At 67.5% G+C, this 21,882-nt stretch carries 20 protein-coding genes and 1 tRNA gene; 12 read left to right on the top strand and 9 right to left on the bottom strand.

What is annotated here, in order from left to right; all coding sequences use genetic code 11:
• Positions 1 to 39 precede the first annotated feature (39 nt).
• Positions 40 to 483, top strand: coding sequence for an RrF2 family transcriptional regulator (locus O3305_RS05430; RefSeq protein ID WP_184165713.1), 444 nt, complete (start codon positions 40 to 42; stop codon positions 481 to 483).
• A gap of 69 nt (positions 484 to 552) precedes the next feature.
• A complete protein-coding gene (gene ssuD / locus O3305_RS05425; RefSeq protein WP_269575477.1) occupies positions 553 to 1,761 on the top strand; it encodes an FMNH2-dependent alkanesulfonate monooxygenase in 1,209 nt (402 codons plus the stop codon).
• On the opposite strand, the gene O3305_RS05420 is transcribed toward ssuD, so the two are convergent.
• Complete coding sequence (locus O3305_RS05420; protein WP_269575476.1) at positions 1,758 to 2,048, bottom strand: hypothetical protein; 291 nt, start codon at positions 2,046 to 2,048, stop codon at positions 1,758 to 1,760. The two genes, ssuD and O3305_RS05420, sit on opposite strands and share 4 nt — an antisense overlap.
• 188 nt (positions 2,049 to 2,236) lie before the next feature.
• On the opposite strand from O3305_RS05420, the gene O3305_RS05415 reads away from it, so the two are divergent.
• Both O3305_RS05415 and O3305_RS05410 read left to right on the top strand, forming a co-directional pair.
• Positions 2,237 to 3,328, top strand: a complete 1,092-nt coding sequence (locus O3305_RS05415; RefSeq protein WP_269575475.1) for a sensor histidine kinase — start codon at positions 2,237 to 2,239, stop codon at positions 3,326 to 3,328.
• Entirely contained in the window at positions 3,325 to 4,089 is a 765-nt protein-coding gene (locus O3305_RS05410) for a LytR/AlgR family response regulator transcription factor (protein ID WP_269575474.1), read from the top strand. Before O3305_RS05415 ends, O3305_RS05410 begins: the two co-directional genes overlap by 4 nt.
• 42 nt (positions 4,090 to 4,131) lie before the next feature.
• On the opposite strand, the gene O3305_RS05405 is transcribed toward O3305_RS05410, so the two are convergent.
• The gene (locus O3305_RS05405) at positions 4,132 to 5,082 is read right to left on the bottom strand and encodes a UDP-glucuronic acid decarboxylase family protein (RefSeq protein WP_269575473.1); all 951 of its coding nucleotides are present in this window, start codon (positions 5,080 to 5,082) and stop codon (positions 4,132 to 4,134) included.
• Entirely contained in the window at positions 5,079 to 6,917 is a 1,839-nt protein-coding gene (locus tag O3305_RS05400; RefSeq protein ID WP_269575472.1) for a CmcI family methyltransferase, read from the bottom strand. Before O3305_RS05400 ends, O3305_RS05405 begins: the two co-directional genes overlap by 4 nt.
• A 282-nt stretch (positions 6,918 to 7,199) precedes the next feature.
• Here O3305_RS05400 and O3305_RS05395 point away from each other — a divergent pair, with 282 nt between their 5' ends.
• Entirely contained in the window at positions 7,200 to 7,913 is a 714-nt protein-coding gene (locus O3305_RS05395; RefSeq protein ID WP_184165733.1) for a Stf0 family sulfotransferase, read from the top strand.
• Here the strand turns inward: O3305_RS05395 and O3305_RS05390 are convergent.
• From O3305_RS05390 to O3305_RS05370, 5 genes are all read right to left on the bottom strand, one after another.
• The gene (locus O3305_RS05390) at positions 7,910 to 9,700 is read right to left on the bottom strand and encodes an ABC transporter ATP-binding protein (RefSeq protein WP_269575471.1); all 1,791 of its coding nucleotides are present in this window, start codon (positions 9,698 to 9,700) and stop codon (positions 7,910 to 7,912) included. The two genes, O3305_RS05395 and O3305_RS05390, sit on opposite strands and share 4 nt — an antisense overlap.
• Before the next feature lie 3 nt (positions 9,701 to 9,703).
• The gene (locus O3305_RS05385) at positions 9,704 to 10,396 is read right to left on the bottom strand and encodes a hypothetical protein (RefSeq protein WP_269575470.1); all 693 of its coding nucleotides are present in this window, start codon (positions 10,394 to 10,396) and stop codon (positions 9,704 to 9,706) included.
• Positions 10,397 to 10,820: 424 nt separating this feature from the next.
• A tRNA-Glu gene (locus tag O3305_RS05380) sits at positions 10,821 to 10,895 on the bottom strand.
• A gap of 82 nt (positions 10,896 to 10,977) precedes the next feature.
• Entirely contained in the window at positions 10,978 to 12,741 is a 1,764-nt protein-coding gene (gene recJ, locus O3305_RS05375) for a single-stranded-DNA-specific exonuclease RecJ (protein WP_269575469.1), read from the bottom strand.
• Positions 12,742 to 12,791: 50 nt separating this feature from the next.
• Complete coding sequence (locus tag O3305_RS05370) at positions 12,792 to 12,953, bottom strand: hypothetical protein (RefSeq protein ID WP_269575468.1); 162 nt, start codon at positions 12,951 to 12,953, stop codon at positions 12,792 to 12,794.
• Between the two features lie 219 nt (positions 12,954 to 13,172).
• Between O3305_RS05370 and smpB the strand changes: the two genes are divergently transcribed.
• The 7 genes from smpB (at position 13,173) to O3305_RS05335 (ending at position 20,756) form a co-directional block, all read left to right on the top strand.
• Entirely contained in the window at positions 13,173 to 13,655 is a 483-nt protein-coding gene (gene smpB, locus O3305_RS05365; RefSeq protein ID WP_269575467.1) for an SsrA-binding protein SmpB, read from the top strand.
• A gap of 58 nt (positions 13,656 to 13,713) precedes the next feature.
• Complete coding sequence (locus tag O3305_RS05360; RefSeq protein ID WP_269576461.1) at positions 13,714 to 14,217, top strand: DUF2062 domain-containing protein; 504 nt, start codon at positions 13,714 to 13,716, stop codon at positions 14,215 to 14,217.
• A 269-nt stretch (positions 14,218 to 14,486) separates the two neighbouring features.
• Positions 14,487 to 16,565 carry a M13 family metallopeptidase gene (locus O3305_RS05355; RefSeq protein ID WP_269575466.1) on the top strand — a complete coding sequence of 693 codons (2,079 nt, stop codon included), beginning with the start codon at positions 14,487 to 14,489 and terminating at the stop codon, positions 16,563 to 16,565.
• A 52-nt stretch (positions 16,566 to 16,617) separates the two neighbouring features.
• On the top strand, positions 16,618 to 19,017 hold the full coding sequence (locus O3305_RS05350; protein ID WP_269575465.1) for a hybrid sensor histidine kinase/response regulator: 2,400 nt from the start codon (positions 16,618 to 16,620) through the stop codon (positions 19,015 to 19,017).
• Positions 19,018 to 19,058: 41 nt separating this feature from the next.
• Entirely contained in the window at positions 19,059 to 19,421 is a 363-nt protein-coding gene (locus tag O3305_RS05345) for a response regulator (protein ID WP_269575464.1), read from the top strand.
• A 502-nt stretch (positions 19,422 to 19,923) separates the two neighbouring features.
• Positions 19,924 to 20,214, top strand: a complete 291-nt coding sequence (locus O3305_RS05340; protein WP_269575463.1) for a hypothetical protein — start codon at positions 19,924 to 19,926, stop codon at positions 20,212 to 20,214.
• A gap of 113 nt (positions 20,215 to 20,327) precedes the next feature.
• Positions 20,328 to 20,756, top strand: a complete 429-nt coding sequence (locus O3305_RS05335) for a hypothetical protein (protein WP_269575462.1) — start codon at positions 20,328 to 20,330, stop codon at positions 20,754 to 20,756.
• A 409-nt stretch (positions 20,757 to 21,165) separates the two neighbouring features.
• Here O3305_RS05335 and O3305_RS05330 read toward each other — a convergent pair whose 3' ends face one another.
• Positions 21,166 to 21,882 (bottom strand): MOSC domain-containing protein, encoded by a 717-nt coding sequence (locus O3305_RS05330; RefSeq protein WP_269575461.1) that lies wholly within the window; start codon positions 21,880 to 21,882, stop codon positions 21,166 to 21,168.

Below are 21,882 nucleotides of genomic sequence, written 5' to 3'. Positions count from 1 at the left end.
GATTGTATCGGACGGGCCGCTCGCGCATAGAGCGGCGCCATGCTTTCGCAGAAGACCCGCTATACCATCCGCGCGCTCCAGCATCTCGCCGATCGCTATGGCCAGGGGCCGGTGCCGCTGGCCGAGATCGTCGAGAAGCAGAACATCCCGGGCAAGTTCCTGACGGTCATCCTTTCCGAGATGAACCGCGAGGGCCTGGTCAATTCGCAGCGGGGCAGGGACGGCGGCTATATGCTCGCGCAGCCGCCCGAGCAGGTCCGCATCGGCGATCTGGTCCGCAAGACGCATGGCTCGCTGGCGCTGGTGCCCTGTGCGAGCCGCTTCGCCTATGAGAAGTGCGACAATTGCGTGGCCGAGGAGGAATGCCGGCTGCACCACCTCATGCTCTATCTGCGCGACGAGACCGCGCGCATCCTCGACGGCGTCACCCTGGCCAATCCGCTGCCCGAGGCACTAAACTCTACTTATAATGTAGACAATTAATCCTGCTTTGCCGATCGGCGGCGGAAAGGCTGGTCTGTGCGCTCCATCCCAAGGGCAGGAGTGACGGCCATGGCGGGTTTCATCGGTGCAGGTGCGGCTGAGCGCAGTCCGCTCAATTTCCTCTGGTTCATCCCGTCGGGCGGCGACAATCGCCGGCTCGCCTGGCCCGAGGGGGAGCGCGCGCCCGATCCCGAATATCTGCGCCAGGTGGCGGTGGCGGCGGACAGGCTCGGCTATTATGGCGTGCTGATGCCCACCGGCGCGATGTGCGCCGATGCGTGGATCACCGCTGCCTCGATCGCGCCCTTTACCGAGAACCTCAAGCTGCTGGTGGCGTTGCGCCCGGGCCTGACCGCGCCGGCCGAGGCGGTGCGCCAGGCGGCGGCGCTCGACCGGCTGTCGAACGGCCGCGCGCTGCTCAACGTCGTCACCGGCGGCAGCCCCAAGGCGCTGGCGCAGGATGGCATCTTCCTTGACCACACCCAGCGCTACGAGCAGACCGCCGAGTTCCTCGACATCTGGCGCAGGCTAGCCCGCGGCGAGACGGTGACGCAGCAGGGCGAGTATCTCAGCATCGAGGACGGGCGGCTGATCTTCCCTTTCGTCCAGGAGCCGCATGCGCCGATCTGGTTCGGCGGATCCTCGGAGATCGCGCGCGAGATCGCGGCCGAGCATGTCGATGTCTATCTCGCCTGGGGCGAGCCGCCGTCGCAGCTCAAGGAGATCATCGACGATGTCCGCGGACGCGCGGCGAAGCGCGGCCGCACGATCCGCTTCGGGCTGCGCATCCACTTCATCGTGCGCGAGACCGAGGCCGAGGCCTGGGATGCCGCCAACGACCTGATCCGCCACGTCACCGACGAGCAGATCGCGCTGTTCCAGTCCTTCCTCACCAAGGGCAGCGATTCCGTGGGGCAATCGCGGATGCAGGCGCTGCACAAGGGCAGCCGCGCGAACCTGGAGATCGCGCCGAACCTGTGGGCGGGCATCGGGCTGGTGCGCACCGGCGCGGGCACGGCACTGGTCGGCGATCCGGACACGGTGGCCGAGCGGCTGCAGGAATATGCCGATATCGGGATCGATACGATCATCGGATCGGGCTATCCGCATCTCGAGGAAGCGTACCGCGTCGCCGAGCTGCTCTTCCCCAAGCTCAACCTGCCGCATCGCCGCGGCGCCACGCTGCCGCCGCTCAGGCCGTTCTTCACCCCCGCCGATGTGAAGCTGGCGGCGCAAGGGCTGGCGAAAGAGCCGGTGCCGGCGGGGCGGTTCACCTAGCGCTTCGGAGCGGACTGGCAGGCGGCCGGTCGGCTGGCGCGCACGGCTTCGTCCTGGCGCTTGCCGGCAGGCGCTTCGCCGGGCGAGGCCGGGATCAGGCCGCGCCCGAGGAAATTGCCCGCGCCGGTGCGCCGGGCCTGGTCTCTCAGGCTGACGGGAGCGGTTGCTGGCCCCTTTTCCGACGCGCGGGGCGGGGTGGCGCAGGCGGCGGTCTGGGGTGGCTCGGTCGCCAGCGCCGGGACGATGCCGAGCAGGGCGATGCTTCGGTGCAAGCCGCGGTTGTGCATTACTTTCTCCGGACGCCCAGGCTCTTCCTAGGGACGGGCAGGGTGCCGCGCCGCAGCGCCGCGACCGGGCCCGGCGCTCTGGCGGCGCGGGCGAGGTCATGCGACAAAAGCGGACGGGGGTGAGACGAAGGTGGACGTCAGCGCCCCGGCGATGCCCTATGGGCGCGGGCGGAAGGGGCGCGACACCGATGAAACTGGTACCCGAGATACGGCAGGCCGCCTGGCTGGTGGCGCTGACCTGGATATTGTCGGGGGTGCTCTACCTGATCCCGTTCCAGGTGTTCACCGGCCTCTCCGCCTATGTCCTGGTCTCGGTCATCCTGATCTGCCTGCTGGGCGCGCTGCTTTCGGGCGGCGTGTATCTGGCGGTGCGCGGTGCCCGGGGGCGGAGCCCGGTGTTTCGCTTCGCCATTGCCGGCGGTGCCGTCGTGCTGGCGTCGGCGGTGCTGGCGGTGATCGACGGCGTGACCAGCCAGTGGATCGCGCGGCTGATGGCATCGACCCAGCCGCCCGCGCCGTTCGGCATCCGGGCGCTCACCAATTTCGTCGCGCTGGTCTGGCAGTTCGCGCTGCTCGGTGCCGCGTTCACGGTGATCGAGGCGAACAACCTCGCCCGCCTGCGCGAGCGGGAGCTTGCGGCCGTGCGGGAGGCGGCGAGCCGAGCGGAGGCAGCGGCCACGGCCGCGCGCCTTGCCGCATTGCGCTACCAGCTCAATCCGCATTTCCTGTTCAACACGTTGAACGCGATCTCCTCGCTGATCGTGACCCGCGACTACAAGCCGGCCGATGCGATGCTGGCCGAGCTTTCCGAGTTTCTGCGCGCCACGCTTGCGGTGGACCCGGATGCGGTGATCGCGCTGGAAGACGAGCTGGCGACGCTGCAGCATTATCTCGAGATCGAGAGCATCCGGTTCGGGGATCGGCTGGCGGTGGAGTTCGTCTGCCCGCCCGAGCTCGAGGACGCGCTGCTGCCCGGCTTCACGCTGCAGCCGCTGGTCGAGAATTCGATCAAATATGCGGTGGCGACGAGCGCGGTGCCGGTGACGATCCGGGTCGAGGCCAGGGTCGAGGACAGCCATCTCGTGATAACCGTGGAAGACGACGGTACCGGTGGCGCCGCCAAGCCGGGTACGGGCGTGGGCCTCGCCAATGTCCGCCAGCGGCTCGAGGCGCTCTATGGCGACCAGGGATCGCTGGAGACCGCGCGGCGGAGCCCGGGCTTTCTCTCCACCCTTCGCCTGCCGCTGACCCACCAGCCGCAACAGGGAGAGGCTGCGTGAAGCCGCTGCGCGTTCTGCTCGTCGATGACGAACCGCTGGCACTGAAGCGGCTGGCGGCGCTGTTTGCCGATATCGACGGCGTCGAGCTGGTCGGCACCGCGGCCACCGGCGGCGAGGCGGAGGCGCGGATCGCGGCTACGACGCCGGACCTGGTGATGCTCGACATCTCGATGCCGGGGAAGAGCGGGCTTCGCGTCGCGGCGGATCTGCCGGCCGAAGCCAGGCCGGAAATCGTCTTCGTCACCGCCTTCGAGCAATATGCGCCCGATGCGTTCGAGGTCGAGGCGGCTGACTATCTGCTCAAGCCGGTGCGCTTCCATCGCCTGCGCCAGGCGGTCGAGCGGGCGCGGCGCCGGCAGGCGCAGCGCGAGGCGGCGGACCGGTTCGCCGCCTTGCCCGATCCCGTGCCCGATGCGTGCGACGCGGCGATCTGGGTGCAGGTGACGAACGGCCAGCTGCGGCTGCCCCATGACCAGATCGAGTGGGTGGAGGCCGCCAAGGACTATGTCATCCTCCACACCGCGACGCGCAGCTTCATCCACCGCATCTCGATGAAGGTGCTCGACTCCCTGCTGATCTCAAGCGGGCTCATGCGGGTGCACCGTTCGACCTTCATCCGCCCGGCGCTTGTCAGCGGCGTCCAGCGGTTGGGCAAGGGGCTGATCGCGCTCGAGATGCGGGACGGCGCGCAGGTGCAGGTGGGCCCCAGCTACGGGAAGGCGGTGCTCGCCCGGCTGGGTCTCGGTCCCGAGGGGGCGTGAACCGGAACCGACGCGGCTGCGCCGGTTCCGATCGCGCTTCGATCACGCCACGGGCTGGCGCGAGAAATAGTCGATGGTGTGCATCAGGCCCTTGTCGAGCGGCATGGCCGCCCGCCATCCGAGCACCTGCTCGGCAAGCGCGAGGTTCGGCATGCGCCGGCGCGGATCGTCCGTGGGCAGGGGCGAGTTCTGCAGCGGCGACGCCGAGCCGGTCAGGGACAAGACCCGCTCCGCCAGCGCGCTGATCGAGATCTCGGCGGCATTGCCGAGATTGACCGGCCCGGTGAAATCATCGGGCGTCGCCATCAGCCGCAACAGGCCTTCCACCAGATCGTCGACATAGCAGAAGGACCGGGTCTGGCTGCCATTGCCATAGAGCTGGATCGGCGCGCCCACGAGCGCCTGGGTGATGAAGTTGCTGACCACGCGGCCATCGTCGCGTTGCATGCGCGGGCCATAGGTATTGAAGATCCGCGCTACCTTTACGGCCAGGCCATATTGCCGGCGATAGTCGAAGAACAGCGTCTCCGCGCACCGCTTGCCTTCATCGTAGCAGGAGCGAGGCCCGGTGCAGTTCACATTGCCGCTGTAGCTTTCGTCCTGGGGATGGACGAGCGGATCGCCATAGACCTCGCTCGTCGAGGCCTGGAGAATTGGGCAGGTATTCCGCCTGGCCAGTTCCAGCATGTTGAGCGCGCCGAGCACCGCGGTCTTGGTCGTCCGTACCGGATCGCGCTGGTACTGAACCGGCGATGCCGGGCAGGCGAGGTTGTAGATCGCATCGACCTGGAGATCGAGCGGCTCGCAGACGTCGCGCTGCAGGAACTCGAAGCGCGGATGCCGGGCGAGATGCGCGACATTGCCCATCGCGCCGGTCAGCAGGTTGTCCAGGCAGATGACATGGGCACCGCGATCGATCAGCCGATCGACAAGGTGCGAACCGATGAACCCGGCGCCTCCGGTCACGAGGACGCGTTCGATGTTTCCGCTCATTCGCCTTGCGCCCGCCAAAGGATGAACTTCTCGCCGCGCGCATCGATCTCCAGGCCGGTTTCCGCCGCGAAGCGTTCGGCGGCGCGCCGCACGCCTTCCCATCCGAAATCGTCGCCGATCAGCGCGCCGCCGGGGGCCAGCAGGCGCCAATAATTGTGGAGGTCGCGATAGACGGGATCCTCCTCATGCGCGCCGTCGATATAGATGAGATCGGGCGCGACGTTCCTGGCGGCGAGGATCAGCGCGGCATTGTCGGAGCTGTTCGCCAGCGGCACGATCCGGTCGGCGACGCCGGCGCGCACCACATTGGCCAGGAAGGTGAAATATAGCTGCGGGAAGCCATGCCTGAATTGCAGCGATTCACGCCATTCGGGCCGCTGGCCCAGGGCATGTTCGGGCGAACCCAGCCAAGTGTCGACGCAGATGATCCGGCAGTCGAGGCGCAGCGCCTTGGCCATCCGGGCCATGTGGATCGCGGAGGCGCCCTTCCAGCTGCCGACCTCGACGATCAGCTTCGGCTTCACCTTCGACATGACCTCGAGAAACACCGGGTCTTCCGAGCCCCAGCCCTGCACATCGGCGGGCCAGGCGCTGGGATCGAACCCCTCATAGGGGGAGACCTGGTGGAACAATGCGGTCACCGGATCCATCTCGCCGACATTGGTCAGGCGGACGGATCGCGGTGCGGCAGGGGTGGCCTTTCGCGACAGGCGGTCGATCACCAGGCGCGCGGTGGATGCCACGCCGATGGTGCGCGAGAGCTGCCACGCCCGGCGGAGCCTGTGCGGGACAAGGGTGGAGCGGCGCCCCGCGGCAAAGCGCTGCCGAAGTTTGGTGATGAACCGGTCGATCGCCAGCTGCTCATTGGGCCGCGCCAGCGCCGGCCGTTCGGCCAGCAGGTGATCGAGCATCTTCAGGATATGGGCTTCGGCCGCGTCGCGGCGTTCCGGCTCGCGGATATCCACGCCCCGCAGGAAATTGCTGGCATCGCCGCCCAATTGCACCTTGTGCGGGTCATAGGTCAGGCCGAGGTCGCGCCAGATCGCCTCGCGGATCGGATCGGTGCGCTTGCGGCTGTGGGTGGGATGGGTCGCGGTCAGCCCCTGCGAGTTCACGCGGTAGCGGGTAAGGGGCTCGGCCAGGTTGCGCGCGCGGGTGTGCGGCAGGATGTCGAACCAGAGATAATGGTCCTGCGAGACCGGCTCGTCTTCGCGGTAGCCACCCGCAGCCTCGAACGCGGCGCGGCGAAAGGCCGTCGCGGAATGGTAGAAGGGATTGTGGAACAGCAGCGTCCAGCGGATGGCGAGATCGGTTTCCGGCATGATCTCGACACGATGGGCACGCCCCGCCTCGTCGATCAGGGTAACCGCGCTGCCGACCAGGCCGAGCTCGGGATCGGCGCGCAGCGCCTCGACCAGCTTGCCGATCCGCGAAGGTTCGGAAACGTCGTCGGAATCGAGGCGAACGATGATGTCGCCCCGCGCCTGCGCGATCGCGCGGTTGGCGGACACTGCGGTGCCCACATTGGTCTCGTTGAGCAGCACCCGGATGCGCGGGTCGCGCGCGGCGAGCGCCTTGACCGGCTCGGGATCGTCCGAGCCGTCGTCGATCACGATCAGCTCGAAATCCTGGAAATCCTGGCCGAGGACGCTGTCGACCGCCTCGTCGAGGAAACGGAAGTCGTTATAGGCGGTCATCACCACCGAGCAGGCCGGCGCGCCGACGTCGCTGCGGTCGGGCAGGGCGACCGGCCGGGGATCGAAGATCCCGGTCCCGTCGCCGGCGGCAGCCGCTGCCGGGGAAGGCGCCGTCACCGGTTCGTTCACGGTCGTCACGCGTGCGCCCGCCCAGCCTTGCCGGCCTCGTTCGGAAGGCACGCCACATCGCGGACAGACATGGCAGGACTGGCCCCTTGATCCCCAGACCGCATTGACGGTTCCCCCAGAATTACGGAATTGGGATCCCGGTTAGGCCACGGAAATTCCGTGTCAATGCGGTTTCCGGGTGGCGCCCGCCCTTTCGGGAAAATCGTTCCGTCGCCGGGATGCGGCGCGTTAATCGACTGACATTGTCGTTTTTTCGCGATAGGCGCGCGGGCTGATCGAGCGGAGAATGCAATGCGGGGCTATGCGTTATGTGGCGAACCACGGTCGGGAACCACGTTCCTCAAGCAGGCCATCGCGTCCACTGGCGTGCTCGGCCATCCGTTCGAATGGTTCCATCCCCGCTTCGAGGCGCAGCTCGGCAAGGGCGAGAGCCTGCTCGACATGATGATGGCCCGCGCATCCAGCGACAACGGCGTCTACGGCCTCAAGATCTTCTCGGTGCATGCCCGGGTGGCTGACCGGTGGCGCTGGGTGAGCGACCTGCCGAACCTGTCGTTCGTCCATATCACCCGCGCCGACCTGCTGGACCAGGCGATATCGCTCGCGCGCGCCGCCCAGACCTCGCGATATGAGAGCAGCGCCGGCGAGGCCCGCCCGGCCGCCTATGATCGCGCGCAGATCACCGCGACCCTCAAGGACATCGCGCGGGGGCAGGCGCGCTGGAGCGTCTGGTTCGCGACCCACGGCATCCGGCCGCTCAGCATTTCCTATGACGAGATCGTGGACAAGCCGCAGGACGTGGTGACGCGCATCGCCGATCTGGTCGGCGTGTCGGACGTGCAGATCGACTGGTCCAAGGTGTCGGGGCGCGTCATGCGCGACGAGCTGAGCGCCGAATGGAAGCAGCGCTACCTGGCCGAAGCCGGTCCCGTCGACCGGATCGCGGAGCTTGAGGACGGGTCGCTGCCCGGGATCGCAAGGTCGGTGCTGCGCGCGCTGCGCTAGCCGCCGCTTCCGTTCCGGCCGGCTTGCGCTGCCGCGGGCGACGTTTCGCTGGTCACCCTGCCCATGGTCATCGTGAGCACCTGGTCGCATACTGCGGCCACTGCCGGATTATGCGTGACGACCAGCACGCTCGCCGTGCTGCCGATGCTCGCGCGCAGGCCTTCGATCACGGCCTGTTCGGTGCCGCGATCGAGCTGGCCGGTGGCTTCGTCCAGGATGATCAGCCGGGCTTCGCGATACAAAGCGCGGGCGATGGCGATGCGCTGGCGCTGCCCGCCGGAGAGGCGGATGCCCGCGTCGCCGACCGGGGTCTCCATCCCGTGGGGAAGGCCGGCGATGAACTGGGTCAGCTGCGCGCGCTCCGCGACCGCGTGCAGCCGGTCCATGTCGATATTCTCCCGGGCGGTGCCGAAGGCGATGTTCTCGGCGATCGGCCCATCGGAGAGGAATATCTGCTGCGGGACATAGGCCACCGTTGCCTGCCATGCCGAGCGGGTGCTGGCATCCAGCACCTGGCGGCCGACCGTGATCGATCCCGAGCTTGGCTCGACCAGCCCGGCGATCAGGTCGAGCAGGCTGCTCTTGCCGCTTCCGGTCGGGCCGACCAGCGCGGTCCAGGTGCCATAGGGGATATGGAAGCCGATATCGTGCAGCACCGCGCCGCGACCGGGATATTCGAGGCCCACCGCTTCGAAGGTCAGCCCCTCCTGCAGCGGCAGCGGCACCGCGGGTGCGTCGTGCTGGGCGATCACCGGGGTCTGCGAAAGCGCCAGCACGTCGAGGAAGACCCGCTTGTTGCTGGTGAACATGCTCCAGCCGACGAACGAGCTGTTGACCAGCGGCAGGATGCGGATCGCGCCGAAGCCGAGCGCGCCGAGGGTGGGCAGCGCGGCGGTGATCCCGCCCTCGACCGTGCTGAAATAGAGCGCGCTGAGCCCGAGGATAGCCACGGCGGAGCTCTCCACCACCACGCGCGGCGCCGAGGTGACGAAGGTGTTCTGCGCCTGGGCTTCGCGCAATGCGATGTCCAGCTTGTCGAACCGCGCCTGGAATTCCCCCTGTGCCTGGCACATCAGCACGTCGCGCAGCGCGCCCATGCCTTCGCGCAGCGCCTTCATGCGGGCGGTTGCCGTCCGTGCCACCGTGGCCGAGTTGCCGCGAAGCCGGCCGCCCACCGTGACGCTGAACAGGATATAGGCCGCGATGACCAGGCCCGCCGCGCCCAGCGTCGCCAGCGGTGCAACCAGGACCAGGGCGAGCAGGATCGTCGAGGTCAGGAACACCGCCACCAGGCCCTGCATCACCGGCTGGAAGGCCGAATTGGCGAGCACGTTCACCTTGTCGATGCCGGCGACGACCTCGCTGGGATTGCGCGACGCGAACAGCAGGTAGGGCTGGAGCAGGGTCCGGCGGAAGATCTCCGATCCCACGTCATGGGCCAGGCCGAAGGTCAGCTTGCTCGTGGCCCGGAGCAGGGCAAGGCGGATCACGCCCCCCGCCACGCTGGCGACGACGAGGCAGATGATCGCGGCGTCGAGCAGATTTCCCTGGCCGGCAAGGCGCTCGAAGAAACGGACGCCCGCCATGCGGCCGGCCCGTTCAGGGGCGACGAGCAGCGCCAGGAACGGCAGCAGCGAGCCGATGGTGACCAGCTCGGCGACGCTGGCGATCGCCATCAGGCCGAGCGTGCGCGAGAACTGCCGCCGGCGGCGCTGGTTCATGGTTTGCCACAGGCGCCGGGCAATGGCGAAGAAGGTCTCGTCCGACAAAGGCCTGGTGCCGGGCATCGGCTAGGCGCCCTCTGCCTGCAGCTGGGCCAGGAAAGATCCGGGCGGTGCCGGCTTGTCCTTGAAATGCTTGATATTCTCGTTCCAGAGATGGATCGCGACGCTGTCGCTGGCAGTCATGTCCGCCAGCGAGAATGCGGGATCCAGTATCCGGTCGGCCTGGGTGTAGTGGAGTGGATAGAAGATGTGCGGGGGCAGCGCCCAATGAGTCACGCCTTCCTCGGCCGCCAGCGCGGTCAGCGCGCGCGGGCCGGTCACGCCCCACGGCATCTCCGAAAGGCCGGTGCGCCCCTGCGTCTTGAGGCGCCACCAGGCGTTCAGCCGGGGGCGGCGCGGAAGCCAGGCCGGCACGCTGTCCTCCTCGAAGATCTTGAGCAGGCGCGTCAGCAGCGAAGAGTCCGGCGGCAGCCGGAGGATCGCCGTGTTGATGATGCCGACATCCTCGAAGCCGAACAGGAAGCTGCGGTTCTCGGTGATCGGGCGCAGCAGGTAGATGTCCGAATCGATCCAGATCCCGGCGCCCTGGCGCTGGAGTTCGTAGCGGAACCAGTTCGAGAATAGCGACACGCTGCCGGTCCGATGCCGGATGATGCTTTCGCGCGGCAGGATCGTTGCCGCATCGCGTACTTCCACGCCCTCCGGAATTCCCGCCGGCTCGTCATAGCAATACAGGATCAGCGGATGTCCGGCGCGCATCACCGACCGGAAGCACGCCCTTTCCAGCGGGGAAAGGGAGGGGCCTATCCAGAGCGTGGTACAGGCCGTCATGCTTCTATGTGATCCTCCGGCGACACCGCCACCCTGGCCGTGCATCACGACACGGGCCTTAGCGTTGGCCATCCTTGATGTCTAAGTTGAACGCGGCGGTGAAGTGCCATTCGGTAGCAATGACGCACGGCGTTGGTTGAAAACCCGTGAAGCGACACTGCCGCCGCCAAGATCCCGGATGCGGGATCGCGCCGGCGCGTCGAATCGTTCGCGCGCGTCGCGATCGCATGTCCGGCTTCATCAAGCGCAACGTGCAAAGGGGCCCCGCCAGCGATCGTCGCTGCCAATAATGTGAGAATATACTGAGAGACAACGCGCCCGAACGCCACCCTGGTCGCCGACAGACTCAGAATGGTGACCCCTACGGGAATCGAACCCGTGTTTCAGCCGTGAAAGGGCCGCGTCCTAACCGCTAGACGAAGGGGCCATGCCGAAGCGTGGAGGCGGCCAGTTAGGGAAGGATCGGCACGCGGTCAAGCGCTTCATCGCACCATTTCCCGATTATTTGCTCAATCCGCCCAGGCCGCATCCTCGACATGCAATTCGGCGGCGGGACGCGAGCCCCAGTCGTCGATCCTGGCCCGCCCGGCGAGCCACAGCTTGCGGTGCCGCGGGGCGGAAAGCAGGGCCTGGCCGAGCTCGGTATCGGCCTGGCGGAAGGCTACCGCCTTGATGCTGCGCCCGTCCGGCCCAGCCACGATCAGGCGGACATGGCCGCCGCTGCCCACCACATCGGCCTTGATCACCGTAACCGGCCCGGCCGCCACGCGCGGGGCGGGCCAGCCCATGCCATAGGGGCCGCCGGCCTCCATCGCATTGACCAGGTCGGGGCAGACGCCGCCGGGCGCCACCACGGCGTCGAGCAGCAGCGCGCGCTCGCCCATCGCCTGGGTCACGCGTTCCGAGAGCCGCTCCTCGAGGAACTCGGCGAATGCGTCGAGCTTGTCCGCCTCGATCGTCACGCCGCACGCCATGGCATGGCCGCCGCCCGCCTTGAGCAGGCCGGCATCCTTGGCCGCGAGCACCGCCGCGCCCAGGTCGACGCCCGGGATCGAGCGGCCCGATCCCTTGCCGATGCCGTCCTCATCGAGCGCGATCACGATCGCCGGCCGGCCGAGCTTTTCCTTGAGCCGCCCGGCGACGATCCCGATCACGCCCGCATGCCAGCCCTTGCTGGCGATCACCGCGACCGAATGATTGGCCTTGAGCAGGCTGATTTCCTCGGCCTCGGCCTGCACGCTCGCCTCGATCGCGCGGCGCTCCTCGTTGAGGAGATTGAGCTCCTCGGCGATCTCGCGCGCCTCCTGCGGATCACGCGTCGTGAGCAGGCGCACGCCCAGGTCCGAACGCCCGACGCGGCCGCCGGCATTGATTCGCGGCCCCAGCGCGAAGCCGAGATCGGTGCAGGTCGGCGCCCGGGTGAGGCGCGAGGCCTTGATCAGTGCGTTGAGCCCGATGTTCCGGCGCTGGGCCATCACCTTGAGCCCCTGGGCAACGAACGCCCGGTTGAGCCCGCGCAGCGCCGCGACATCGGCCACGGTGCCGAGCGCGACGATGTCGAGCAGGTCGAGCAGCTTGGGTTCCGGCCGGCTGGCGAACCAGCCGCGCGCGCGCAGCACGCGGACCAGTGCCGCGCCGAGCAGCCAGGCGACGCCGACCGCAGCCAGATGGCCGTGCGCCGCGCCTTCGTCCTCGTCGAGCCGGTTGGGGTTCACCAGGGCGAGGGCGACCGGCAGCTCGGTGGTGCATTTATGGTGGTCGACCACGATCACTTCGGCGCCGGCGTCGCGCGCCATCTCCAGCGCCTCGAATGCCTGTGCGCCGCAATCGACGGTTACGATCAGGCTGGCGCCTTCGCCCTTCAATCGCACCAGTGCCTCGCCCGAGGGGCCATAGCCTTCCATCAGGCGATCGGGGATATAGGGCCGCGCCTCGAGGCCCAGGTCGCGCAGCAGCAGGATCAGCAGCGCGGCGGAAGTGGCGCCGTCGACGTCATAATCGCCGAAGATCGCGACCTGTTCGCGCTTCTCCACGGCGTCGGCGAGGCGCTCGGCCGCCTTGTCCATGTCGCGGAAGATCGAGGGATCGGGCATGAAGGCGCGGATGCTCGGCGCCTTGTGCATGTCGAGATCCTCGCGCGCCACGCCGCGCGCCAGCAGCAGCTGCGTCACCAGGTCGTCGGGCACCAGCCCGCCGCGCGAGTCGCCGGCAAGGCCCCGCCAGTGCCAGGGCTGGCCGGTGATCGAACGCTGGATATTGAGTACGACGGACATCGGAACAGCTATGGAACAGGGCAGGGGCCCTGTCCATCGCGTGCCGGGCGCTATTCGGCCAGCGGCGTCGCCTGCTGGGCGAGCCGGCGGGCATAGGCCGCGGCGAATTCGCCATGGATGCGGGCAATGCCCGGGTCGCTTGCGGTACGCGCCTTTTCCTCGCTCATGCGCTGGCGGCGTTCGAGATATTCTCGGTCATTCGGCGGGGGCATGGTAAAGCTCCGGCTTCAAGCGGCAGCTCTCCAGTTGCTGTCATTCGGCGCCATGCTCGGTTCCGGGGACGCCAATGCATTGTTTATACGCCAATCTGCAGATTTCGGCGACAACCTGCATCAAGAGCGCTGCTCGCTTCACCGCATTTCCGGCACGCCGTCGCTTCGTGCCGGACCGGGCTGGCGCTTCGTGCGTTCCGCGCCTACATCGCGCCTCTTATGGCCCGCCCACGTCCCGCCCAGGAAAAAGTGAAGACCGTCGCCGAGAACCGGCGCGCGCGGTTCGATTACTTCATCGAGCACACCTATGAGGCCGGCATCGCGCTGACCGGCACCGAGGTGAAGTCGTTGCGTTTCGGCGAGGGATCGATAGCCGAAGCCTATGCCGAAGTGACGGACAGCGGCGTCTGGCTGGTCAATTCGAACATCCCCGAATTCAGCCATGGCAACCGCTTCAACCACGAGCCCAAGCGCCCCCGTAAATTGCTCCTTCATGAGCGGGAGATAAACAAGCTCCATGGCGCGGTGGCGCGCGAGGGCATGACCCTGGTGCCGCTGTCCATCTATTTCAACGGACGGGGCTGCGCGAAGGTCGAGCTCGCGCTGGCGAAGGGCAAGAAGACGCATGACAAGCGCGAGTCGATCAAGGAACGGGACTGGAAGCGCGAGCAGGGACGCCTGCTCCGCGGCGGCCGTGACTGATCCCGCGCCCGTGCCCACGGCGCACACGTCGCGTTTCCGCCGCTGGCTCGACAAGGCGATGCCCAGCCGCGAGTCGGTCGAGACCAATCGCTGGCTCCGCCCGGTGGCGAACCGGGTGATGCATTCGTCGCTATGGCGCTTCACCCGCCGCTCGGTGCCGCGCGGCGTCGCGCTCGGCATGGTGACCGGGGTGCTGGTGCCGATGGGGCAGATCCCGGCCTCGGCCGTGCTCGCGCTGCCACTGCGCGCCAATATCCCGGCGGCTGCCGCGACCACCTTCGTCACCAATCCCTTCACCACGCCGCCCTTGTGGGTCGCGGCCTATTGGCTCGGCAGCTGGATGATCGGCCCGGGCGAAGTAGTGGCCAAGGCGCAGGTGATCGAGCAGAGCTGGAGCGACTGGCTGGTCCACCAGGCTGGCCCGGCGACGCTGACCGGGCTGATCACGATCACCTTCATCCTCGCGCTGGTCGGCTATTTCGGCACCGCGCTGGCATGGCGGCTGTGGATCGCGCGCAAATGGAAGCGGCGCCAGGCGGCGCGGGCAGGGGCTGCAGCCTGACAGGAAACTATTCCCCTCCCTGCAAGGGAGGGGTTAGGGGTGGGTTAGAAAAGGTTCGGGCTCGATGCCCGGCCTTTTCTTTTATCCCCGGCCAGTGGCTGAGCTCGCTGCGCTCGCAACCCACCCCCAGCCCCTCCCTTGCAGGGAGGGGAGGAGAAAGGGGAGAAACACAATCAGTCGCCAAAGCGTAACAATGTTGCGCCCAGTCGATTGACGAGGCGTATCGACGGTATAAGACAGCGCGCATTCAACCGACCCAGAGGTTTCCCATGCGCCTGTCGCTCCTGACCACTACCTTCCTTGCCGTGCCCGTGCTGCTCGCCGGCTGCGCGCACAACCAGCCGCTGCCGACCGCCCCGGTCGAAGCCGCGCCGGTCACCGAGGCCGAGGTGGCGCCGCCCGAAAAGCCCAAGCCCGTCTATGGCAGCTACGGCTTCGACATCGCCGGCATGGATAGCGCGATCAAGCCGGGCGACGATTTCTACAGCTACGCCAACGGCACCTGGGCGAAGAACACGCCGATCCCGTCGGACAAGTCGAACTACGGCGCGTTCAACATCCTCGCCGACAATGCCCAGAAGCAGACCCAGGAAATCCTCGAGGGCGTGAAGAACGATCCGTCGTCGAAGATCGGCACCGCCTATTCGACCTATCTCGATACCGCGGCGATCGACGCCAAGGGGCTGGCACCCGCCCAGGCCTGGATCGGCCAGATCAAGGGCCTGAGCACCAAGGCCGGCTATCCGGCGCTCACCGCCGCCGCCCGCCGCAACGGCGTCGGCGGCCCGTTCGCCGCCTTTATCGGCCAGGACGACAAGAACCCCGAAGTCTATGCGGTGAACCTGTCCCAGTCGGGCCTCGGCATGCCGGATCGCGACTATTACCTCTCGAAGGACGCCAAGTTCGTCGAGACCAAGGCCGCGTACGAGAAGCATCTCGCTACCCAGCTGACCAATGCCGGCGAGCCCAATGCCGCCGCCCGCGCCAAGGCGATCGTCGAGTTCGAGACCAGGATCGCCGCGGTCCAGTGGACCCGGGTCGAGAGCCGCGACAGCAACAAGACCTATAACAAGATGACCGTCGCCCAGCTGCAGAAGCTGGCGCCGGGCTTCGACTTCAAGGCGATGCTCGCCGCCGGCAAGATGAACGTCGACACCGTCATCGTCGCCCAGCCCAGCGCCTTCACCGGCATCGCGAAGGCGATCCAGCAGGCGCCGCTCGCGGTGCTCAAGGACCAGCTGCTCGTCCGCACGCTCGACGGTTTCGCCGATGTGCTGCCCAGCGCCTTCGACAAGGAGCAGTTCGCCTTCTACGGCACCACCCTGTCGGGCACGCCCGAGCAGGAAGCCCGCTGGAAGCGCGCGACCGACTTCACCACCGGCGCGCTGTCCGACGACCTGTCGCAGCTCTATGTCGCCAAGTATTTCCCGCCCGAGACCAAGGCGGCGGCGGACCAGCTGGTCAAGAACGTCATCGCCGCGATGGACCGCCGCATCGATCAGCTCGACTGGATGGCGCCCGAGACCAAGGTCAAGGCGCATGCCAAGCTCGCCGCCTTCACCCCGAAGATCGGCTATCCGGACCGCTGGCAGGACTATTCGGCGCTGACGATCACCGCTGGCGACGCGTTCGGCAACAATGTCCGCGCCAACAACTGGCAGTATGACGACAATGTCTCGAAGCTCGGCCAGCCGATCCGCCGCTGGGAGTGGGGGATGACCCCGATGACGGTGAACGCCTATGCCAATTTCGGCATGGTCGAGATCGTCTTCCCGGCCGCGATCCTGCAGCCGCCCTTCTTCGATCCCAACGCCGATCCGGCGGTCAACTATGGCGGCATCGGCGCGGTGATCGGCCACGAGCTGAGCCACCATTTCGACGACCAGGGCGCCAAGTACGACAAGGAAGGCCGCCTGACCGACTGGTGGACGCCGGCGGACGTCAAGGCGTTCAAGGACCGCACCGACGCGCTCGTCGCCCAGTATGACCAGTATGAGCCGCTGCCGGGCATGCATGTGAAGGGCGCGCTGACGCTCGGCGAGAATGTCGCCGACCTGGCCGGCCTCACCGTCGCCTATGACGCCTACAAGCACTCGCTGAACGGCCAGGCCGCGCCGGTGCTCGACGGCTTCACCGGCGACCAGCGCTTCTACCAGGGCTGGGCCCAGGTGTGGCGCCGCAACTATCGCGAGGCCAATCTGCGCCAGCGCCTGCTCACCGACCCGCACTCGCCGTCGCAGCAGCGCGCCTGGGTCGTGCGCAACCTCGATCCCTGGTACGGCGCCTACAACCCCGATCCGACCACCAAGCTGTTCCTGACGCCCGAAAAGCGCGTCCGGATCTGGTAAAGTGACGTACGGCGCCGCTTGACCCGCAAGCGGCGCCGCCTCACACGGGCGCATGGCCACGCTGCCCGTTCACACCCCCGTATCGCCGTCCCGCCGCTGGCTGCCCTATGCCGGCGCGATCCTGGCCGGCATCCTCGCGGGCGCGGTGATCCTGCTGACGCTGAACGACCGCGCCGTCGCGGTGGGTTTCGTCGCGGCGGGCGTACTTGCCGCCGGCGTCCTGCTCGGCGCGCGCAGGCTCTTCCATAGCGACACCGCCGCCGAGCAGCCGGTCGACTGGTCGGTCGCCCAGGCGCTCGCCGCCGCCAGCGACGATGCGCTTGCGGTCACCGACCGCGCCGGCCGCCTGGTCTGCGCCAACAACCGGTTCGAGGCGCTGTTTGCCGGCTGGCCGACCCCGCCCAATCTGCCGATCAGCGACGCCGCGGTCGCTGCGCTCGGCACCGCCGCGCGCACCGCCTGGCGCGATGGCGAGGCGCGCGAGGACGGCATCCAGGTGTTCGGCGCCCCCGTCTCCGTCCGCGTCCAGCGTGTCGGCGACGAGTCGCTGGTCTGGCGCTTCATCGGCGTCCAGGCGCTCGACCTCGCCAGCCAGGTCCGGGCGCTGATCGACGGCCATACCGGCGACCGGCTCGGATCCTCCGGCATCATGACCGCGATGGTCTCGCCCGAGGGGCGGGTCCGCGCCGCCAACCGCGTGTTCCGCCTGCGCGCCATGGGCAGCGGCGAAGCGGCGGTGGAGGGCAGGGACTTCGCCCGCTTCCTGATCACCGACAGCCTCGGCCTGGTCCGCTTCGAGCGCGAGGGGCTGGAGGGCAATCCGCTCCGCGTCCTGCAGATCCCGTTCCTCGACGGCGAGGATGCGCCCTTGCTCGTCGCCCTGCTCGACGAGGAGGAGCAGGGCCATGCGCCGACGCCCGCGATCGGCGCCAGCGCCGGCGCGCATGTCCGCTCGCTGATCGCGCTGCTGCCGCTCGGCCTCGCGCTGGTCGACCGCGACGGCCGCTTCGTCAGCATGAACGACGCGTTCGTCCGCGCCACCCGGGTCAACGCCGCCGCCCCGCCGCTCTACCCGGGCGATCTGGTCGTCCGCGAGGACAAGTCCGCCCTCGCCGACGCGGTCCGCCGCTTCGCCGGCGGCGCGCCGCAATCGGCCGAGATGACCGTCCGCATGGCCGATGCGCCCGAGGAGCCCGTCTCGATCGGCATCGCCGGGGCGCGCGGCCTCGGCGACGCCGCGGTCCTGATCAGCCTCAAGGATTCGGGCGAGGAGTCCAAGCTCAAGCGCCAGGTCGCCCAGGCGACCAAGATGCAGGCGGTCGGCCAGCTCGCCGGCGGTGTCGCGCACGACTTCAACAACATCCTCACCGCGATCATCGGGCATTGCGACCTGATGCTGATGCGTCATTCGCCCGGCGACAGCGATTATGACGACATCCAGCAGATCCGCGCCAACTCCAACCGCGCCGCCTCGCTGACCCGCCAGCTGCTCGCCTTCTCGCGCCAGCAGACGCTGCGCCCGCAGCTGCTCCAGCTGCCCGACGTGATCTCCGAAGTCTCCAACCTCTTGAAGCGCCTGCTCGGCGAGACGGTCCGGCTCGAGGTCAAGCACGGCCGCAACCTCGGCCCGGTCCGCGCCGATCCCGGCCAGCTCGAGCAGGTCGTGGTCAACCTCGCGGTCAATGCCCGCGACGCGATGCTCTCGAAGAGCCCCAATGGCGGCGGCACGCTCACCATCGAGACGATGGCGGTGCCCGCATCCGAAGTCCGCCAGATGGACGACGATGTCCTGCCCGTCGGCGACTATACCGCCGTGCGCGTCTCCGACACCGGCACCGGCATCCCGCCCGAGATCCTCGCCAAGATCTGGGAGCCCTTCTTCACCACCAAGGAAGTCGGCAAGGGCACCGGCCTCGGCCTCTCCACCGTCTACGGCATCATCAAGCAGTCGGGCGGCTTCATCTTCGCCGACAATGGCCGCCACGGCGGCGCCGAGTTCACCATCTACCTCCCGGTCCATGCCGCGACCGAGGCGCCGGTGACCGCGCTGGTGCCGGGCATCAAGGAAAAGCCCGCCGACACCTGGGGCACCGGCACGATCCTGGTCGTCGAGGACGAGGACATGGTCCGCGCCATCGCCGAGCGCGCGCTCACCCGCCAGGGCTATACCGTGGTCACCGCCGACAATGGCGAGGCGGCGCTCGAGCTGATCGAGACGATCGACCGGCCCGACCTGCTGATCTCCGACGTGGTCATGCCGGTGATGGACGGGCCGAGCATGGCGCGCCGCATCCGCGCCAAATATCCGGACCTGCCGATCCTGTTCATGTCGGGCTATGCCGAAGAACAGCTCCGCAAGTCGATTGATCTGGAGCAAGTTGCATTCCTGCCGAAACCCTTTTCGGTCCAGCAACTTGCCGAAGCCGCCCGCGATGTGCTTGGTCCGAAATAAGCTCTTGGCGTCCCGGAACTTTTTTGCGATTGAACGCGCATATGTCGGGGCCCCAGAAAGTATTGATCGTCGAAGACGAGCCGCTCATCGCGATGATGCTCGAGGATTTCCTCGACGCGCTCGACCGCGTCGTCGCGGGCACCGCGGACAGCGTCGCCTCGGGCCTGGCGCTGGTCGAGGCCGGCGGCATCGACGCGGCGATCATGGACGTCAACCTGCGCGGCGGCGAGACCAGCTGGCCGATCGCCGACGCGCTCGCCGCGCGCGGCATCCCCTTCGTCCTCGCCACCGGCGGGGCAGGGGACATGATCCACGAGAGCTACCGCAACCGCCCGATCCTCTCCAAGCCCTTCACGATGGACAGCGTCGAAAAGGTCCTCGACAGCCTCGTCGCGGCGGACTGAGCTTCTTTCCAGCCTTTCCTGGCGCCATTACCGTTCCTGTTGCCATTCAAGTTCCCCGGCGAAGGCTGGGGCCCAGTCTCGGCGCAGGAGGTGAGGCGGGTAAACTTCTCTAACGGCATGGTAACTGGACCCCGGCCTTCGCCGGGGAACCGCAGAGATTGCCGGCATTCGGCAACGCCGCTTCCGTAAGGGGCATGCGGCTCTTCCCCGCGGCTTCACCTGAGATCCCGGCGTTCGCCGGGATGACGACATGGGGAAGCGCCGCTCCCATCCGGCTCCCCGGCGAAAGCCGGGGCCCAGGGTTTCCCTGCCGGATCGCTTGTAACCCACGCCCCTGGCTTCCGCCGGGGAACCATCGAACCAACCACCGTCGCCGAGAATGCCGATACGCACGGGGCATGCCGCAAACCGGGCATTAGCCTCATGAAAGCGGACTGTCGGCTAACGCCCCACTTGCGGACAATAACGGCGCTCTGCCATTACGCGCATTGAAGGGGCGCGCATGGAAGATCATCATCTGAGCCAAACCATTGTGACGACGCTCGGCGATCTGGAACGAGAAGGCGAGTTGGTAGATACCTCCTCAAGCATCGAGCGTGTCGCTGATCGCATAGCGGAAGCCGTCCTCGGCGTGGTCCCAAATACCTCATTGTCGCTCGAAGAACTCTACGGCGTTCGTAGCCTCATTTTACACGCCGTAGAGAGCAAGTCGTTTTTCGATTGGGAAATGCCGACACTCACTGGCTTTACTGCGGAAGAGTTCAAACGGATCGCTGACAAGCTACCGCGCTAACGGCAGCTAACCACCCATTGTCGGTCATTCAGCCCGTTTGCATCCGATCGGAAAGCAGCCTGTCGGCTCACGCCCCAATAGCGGTCGTTGCGTCCGACTGATAACGTAGGCCTATGAAGCTCGGCATTGGCCCCTACGAAGAAGTGCGCGGCATGCTCCGAACGGGATCGTCGCGGCATGCGGCGGAGCTCGTCCGCCTTGGATGGACGTTTGTCAGCCAGTATCCCGAAGATGAACCTGCCGAAATTAGGTTGCGCTGGACAGGCGACGGCGAACCCGCACAACCGCATCCTGATCCGAGCGCTTGGGGAACGCCGCCGGGCGAATACGATCTTCGCCACGTGAGCCCGCCTGATCCCGGCGGCGACCTTACGACCTGGACCTTCTCTTTGAAGGAGACGTCGCCGGGTTGCTATCAGGCGGTGGGGATTGGACCTCGGCGCATGACTGTCGAGCATAACAGCACGGACCACGAGGAAGCACTGGAACGTGCCCGAGAATACGCTGCCGAGATGTCGCGGCGTATCCGGAACGACAGGTAACCACCCAATAGCGGCCGCTCGGCGGAAACGGCCGATCCGAAAACGGTCTGGCAGCAAACGCCCCCAGTGGCGGACGCGCGAGCCTTGTGGCAGAATCGCCTCATGGATGGCTTCAAGGACAGGTTCGGCCGTTTTATACCTCCGCGCGCGTGGGAGCTCTGCCTGTTCGGCCTGGCGCTGTTCACTCTCGCAAGTGTGCCGATAGCGTGGCTTTTGCATGGATTCAGTGGGGTGAACGGCGCTTGGAACGTAATTCCGCTAGCTGCCTTCCTGATTGGCGCTGGATGGTGGCTCAGGCGCAAGCGCGGGAGGTGCAGCAGGCCATTCCCGGGCAGCATTGACGACCGCTAACCACCCAATGTCTGCCATTCAGCCCTTGCGCTGAAAGCGAGCGTTCAGGCCTCCACGCCTAATCCACCACCCGCACAACATCCCCAACCCGGATCAACCCGGGCCGCGCCGGCCCCGCATAGATACCGTAACAAGCCCCGAAATCCCGCGCGACCGTGCGCAGCACCCGCGGCTCCTTCGCGCCGGTCACCGGGTCGATCGTCACGATCACGCAGCGCTGGATCGGGTCGGCGCATTGCATCACCGCGCCGTCCTCGTCCTTGCCGAACGCCAGCTGGCGGCCCTGCCACTCGGTCGCGGGCAGGTCGCTCTCCACGATCACGTTGATCCGGAACCGGTCGATGGCGAGCGCGCAGCCATGCGCCGCTTCCAGCGCGGCATGGCCGGCGCTGGTCTGGATCGATACCGGCATCGAATCATAGCAGCCGCGCGCCACCTGGATCAGCGATGCCGGCTCGCCCGCGGCGGCCTCCAGATGCGCCTTGAGCAGCGGATCGTGGAGCGAAGTGACCGCGCCGTCCGGCGTCTCCACCAGGATCGCGCTGGTCTTGGGTCGCGCCGGGTCCTCGAACCGCGCATGGTGCAGCACCATCGCCGGCACTTCGCGCGCGGTCAGCCAGGGGAAGCGCGTGCCGTTGGCGGCGCGGACGAAGGCATATTGCCGGTCGCCTTCGATGCCCTGCCAGTCGAGCTCGGCCGTGGTCAGCCGCTCCCCGGCCATCGACTTGACCGGGAAGCGGTTGAGCGCGCTGACATGGCCGACGATGCGGGTCAT

Origin of the sequence: Sphingomonas sp. NIBR02145 (assembly GCF_027359115.1) — a bacterium.
Lineage (GTDB): Bacteria > Pseudomonadota > Alphaproteobacteria > Sphingomonadales > Sphingomonadaceae > Sphingomonas > Sphingomonas kyeonggiensis_A.
The sequence above is the reverse complement of the archived record's forward strand: the minus strand, read 5'-3'. Positions and strand labels throughout refer to the sequence as shown.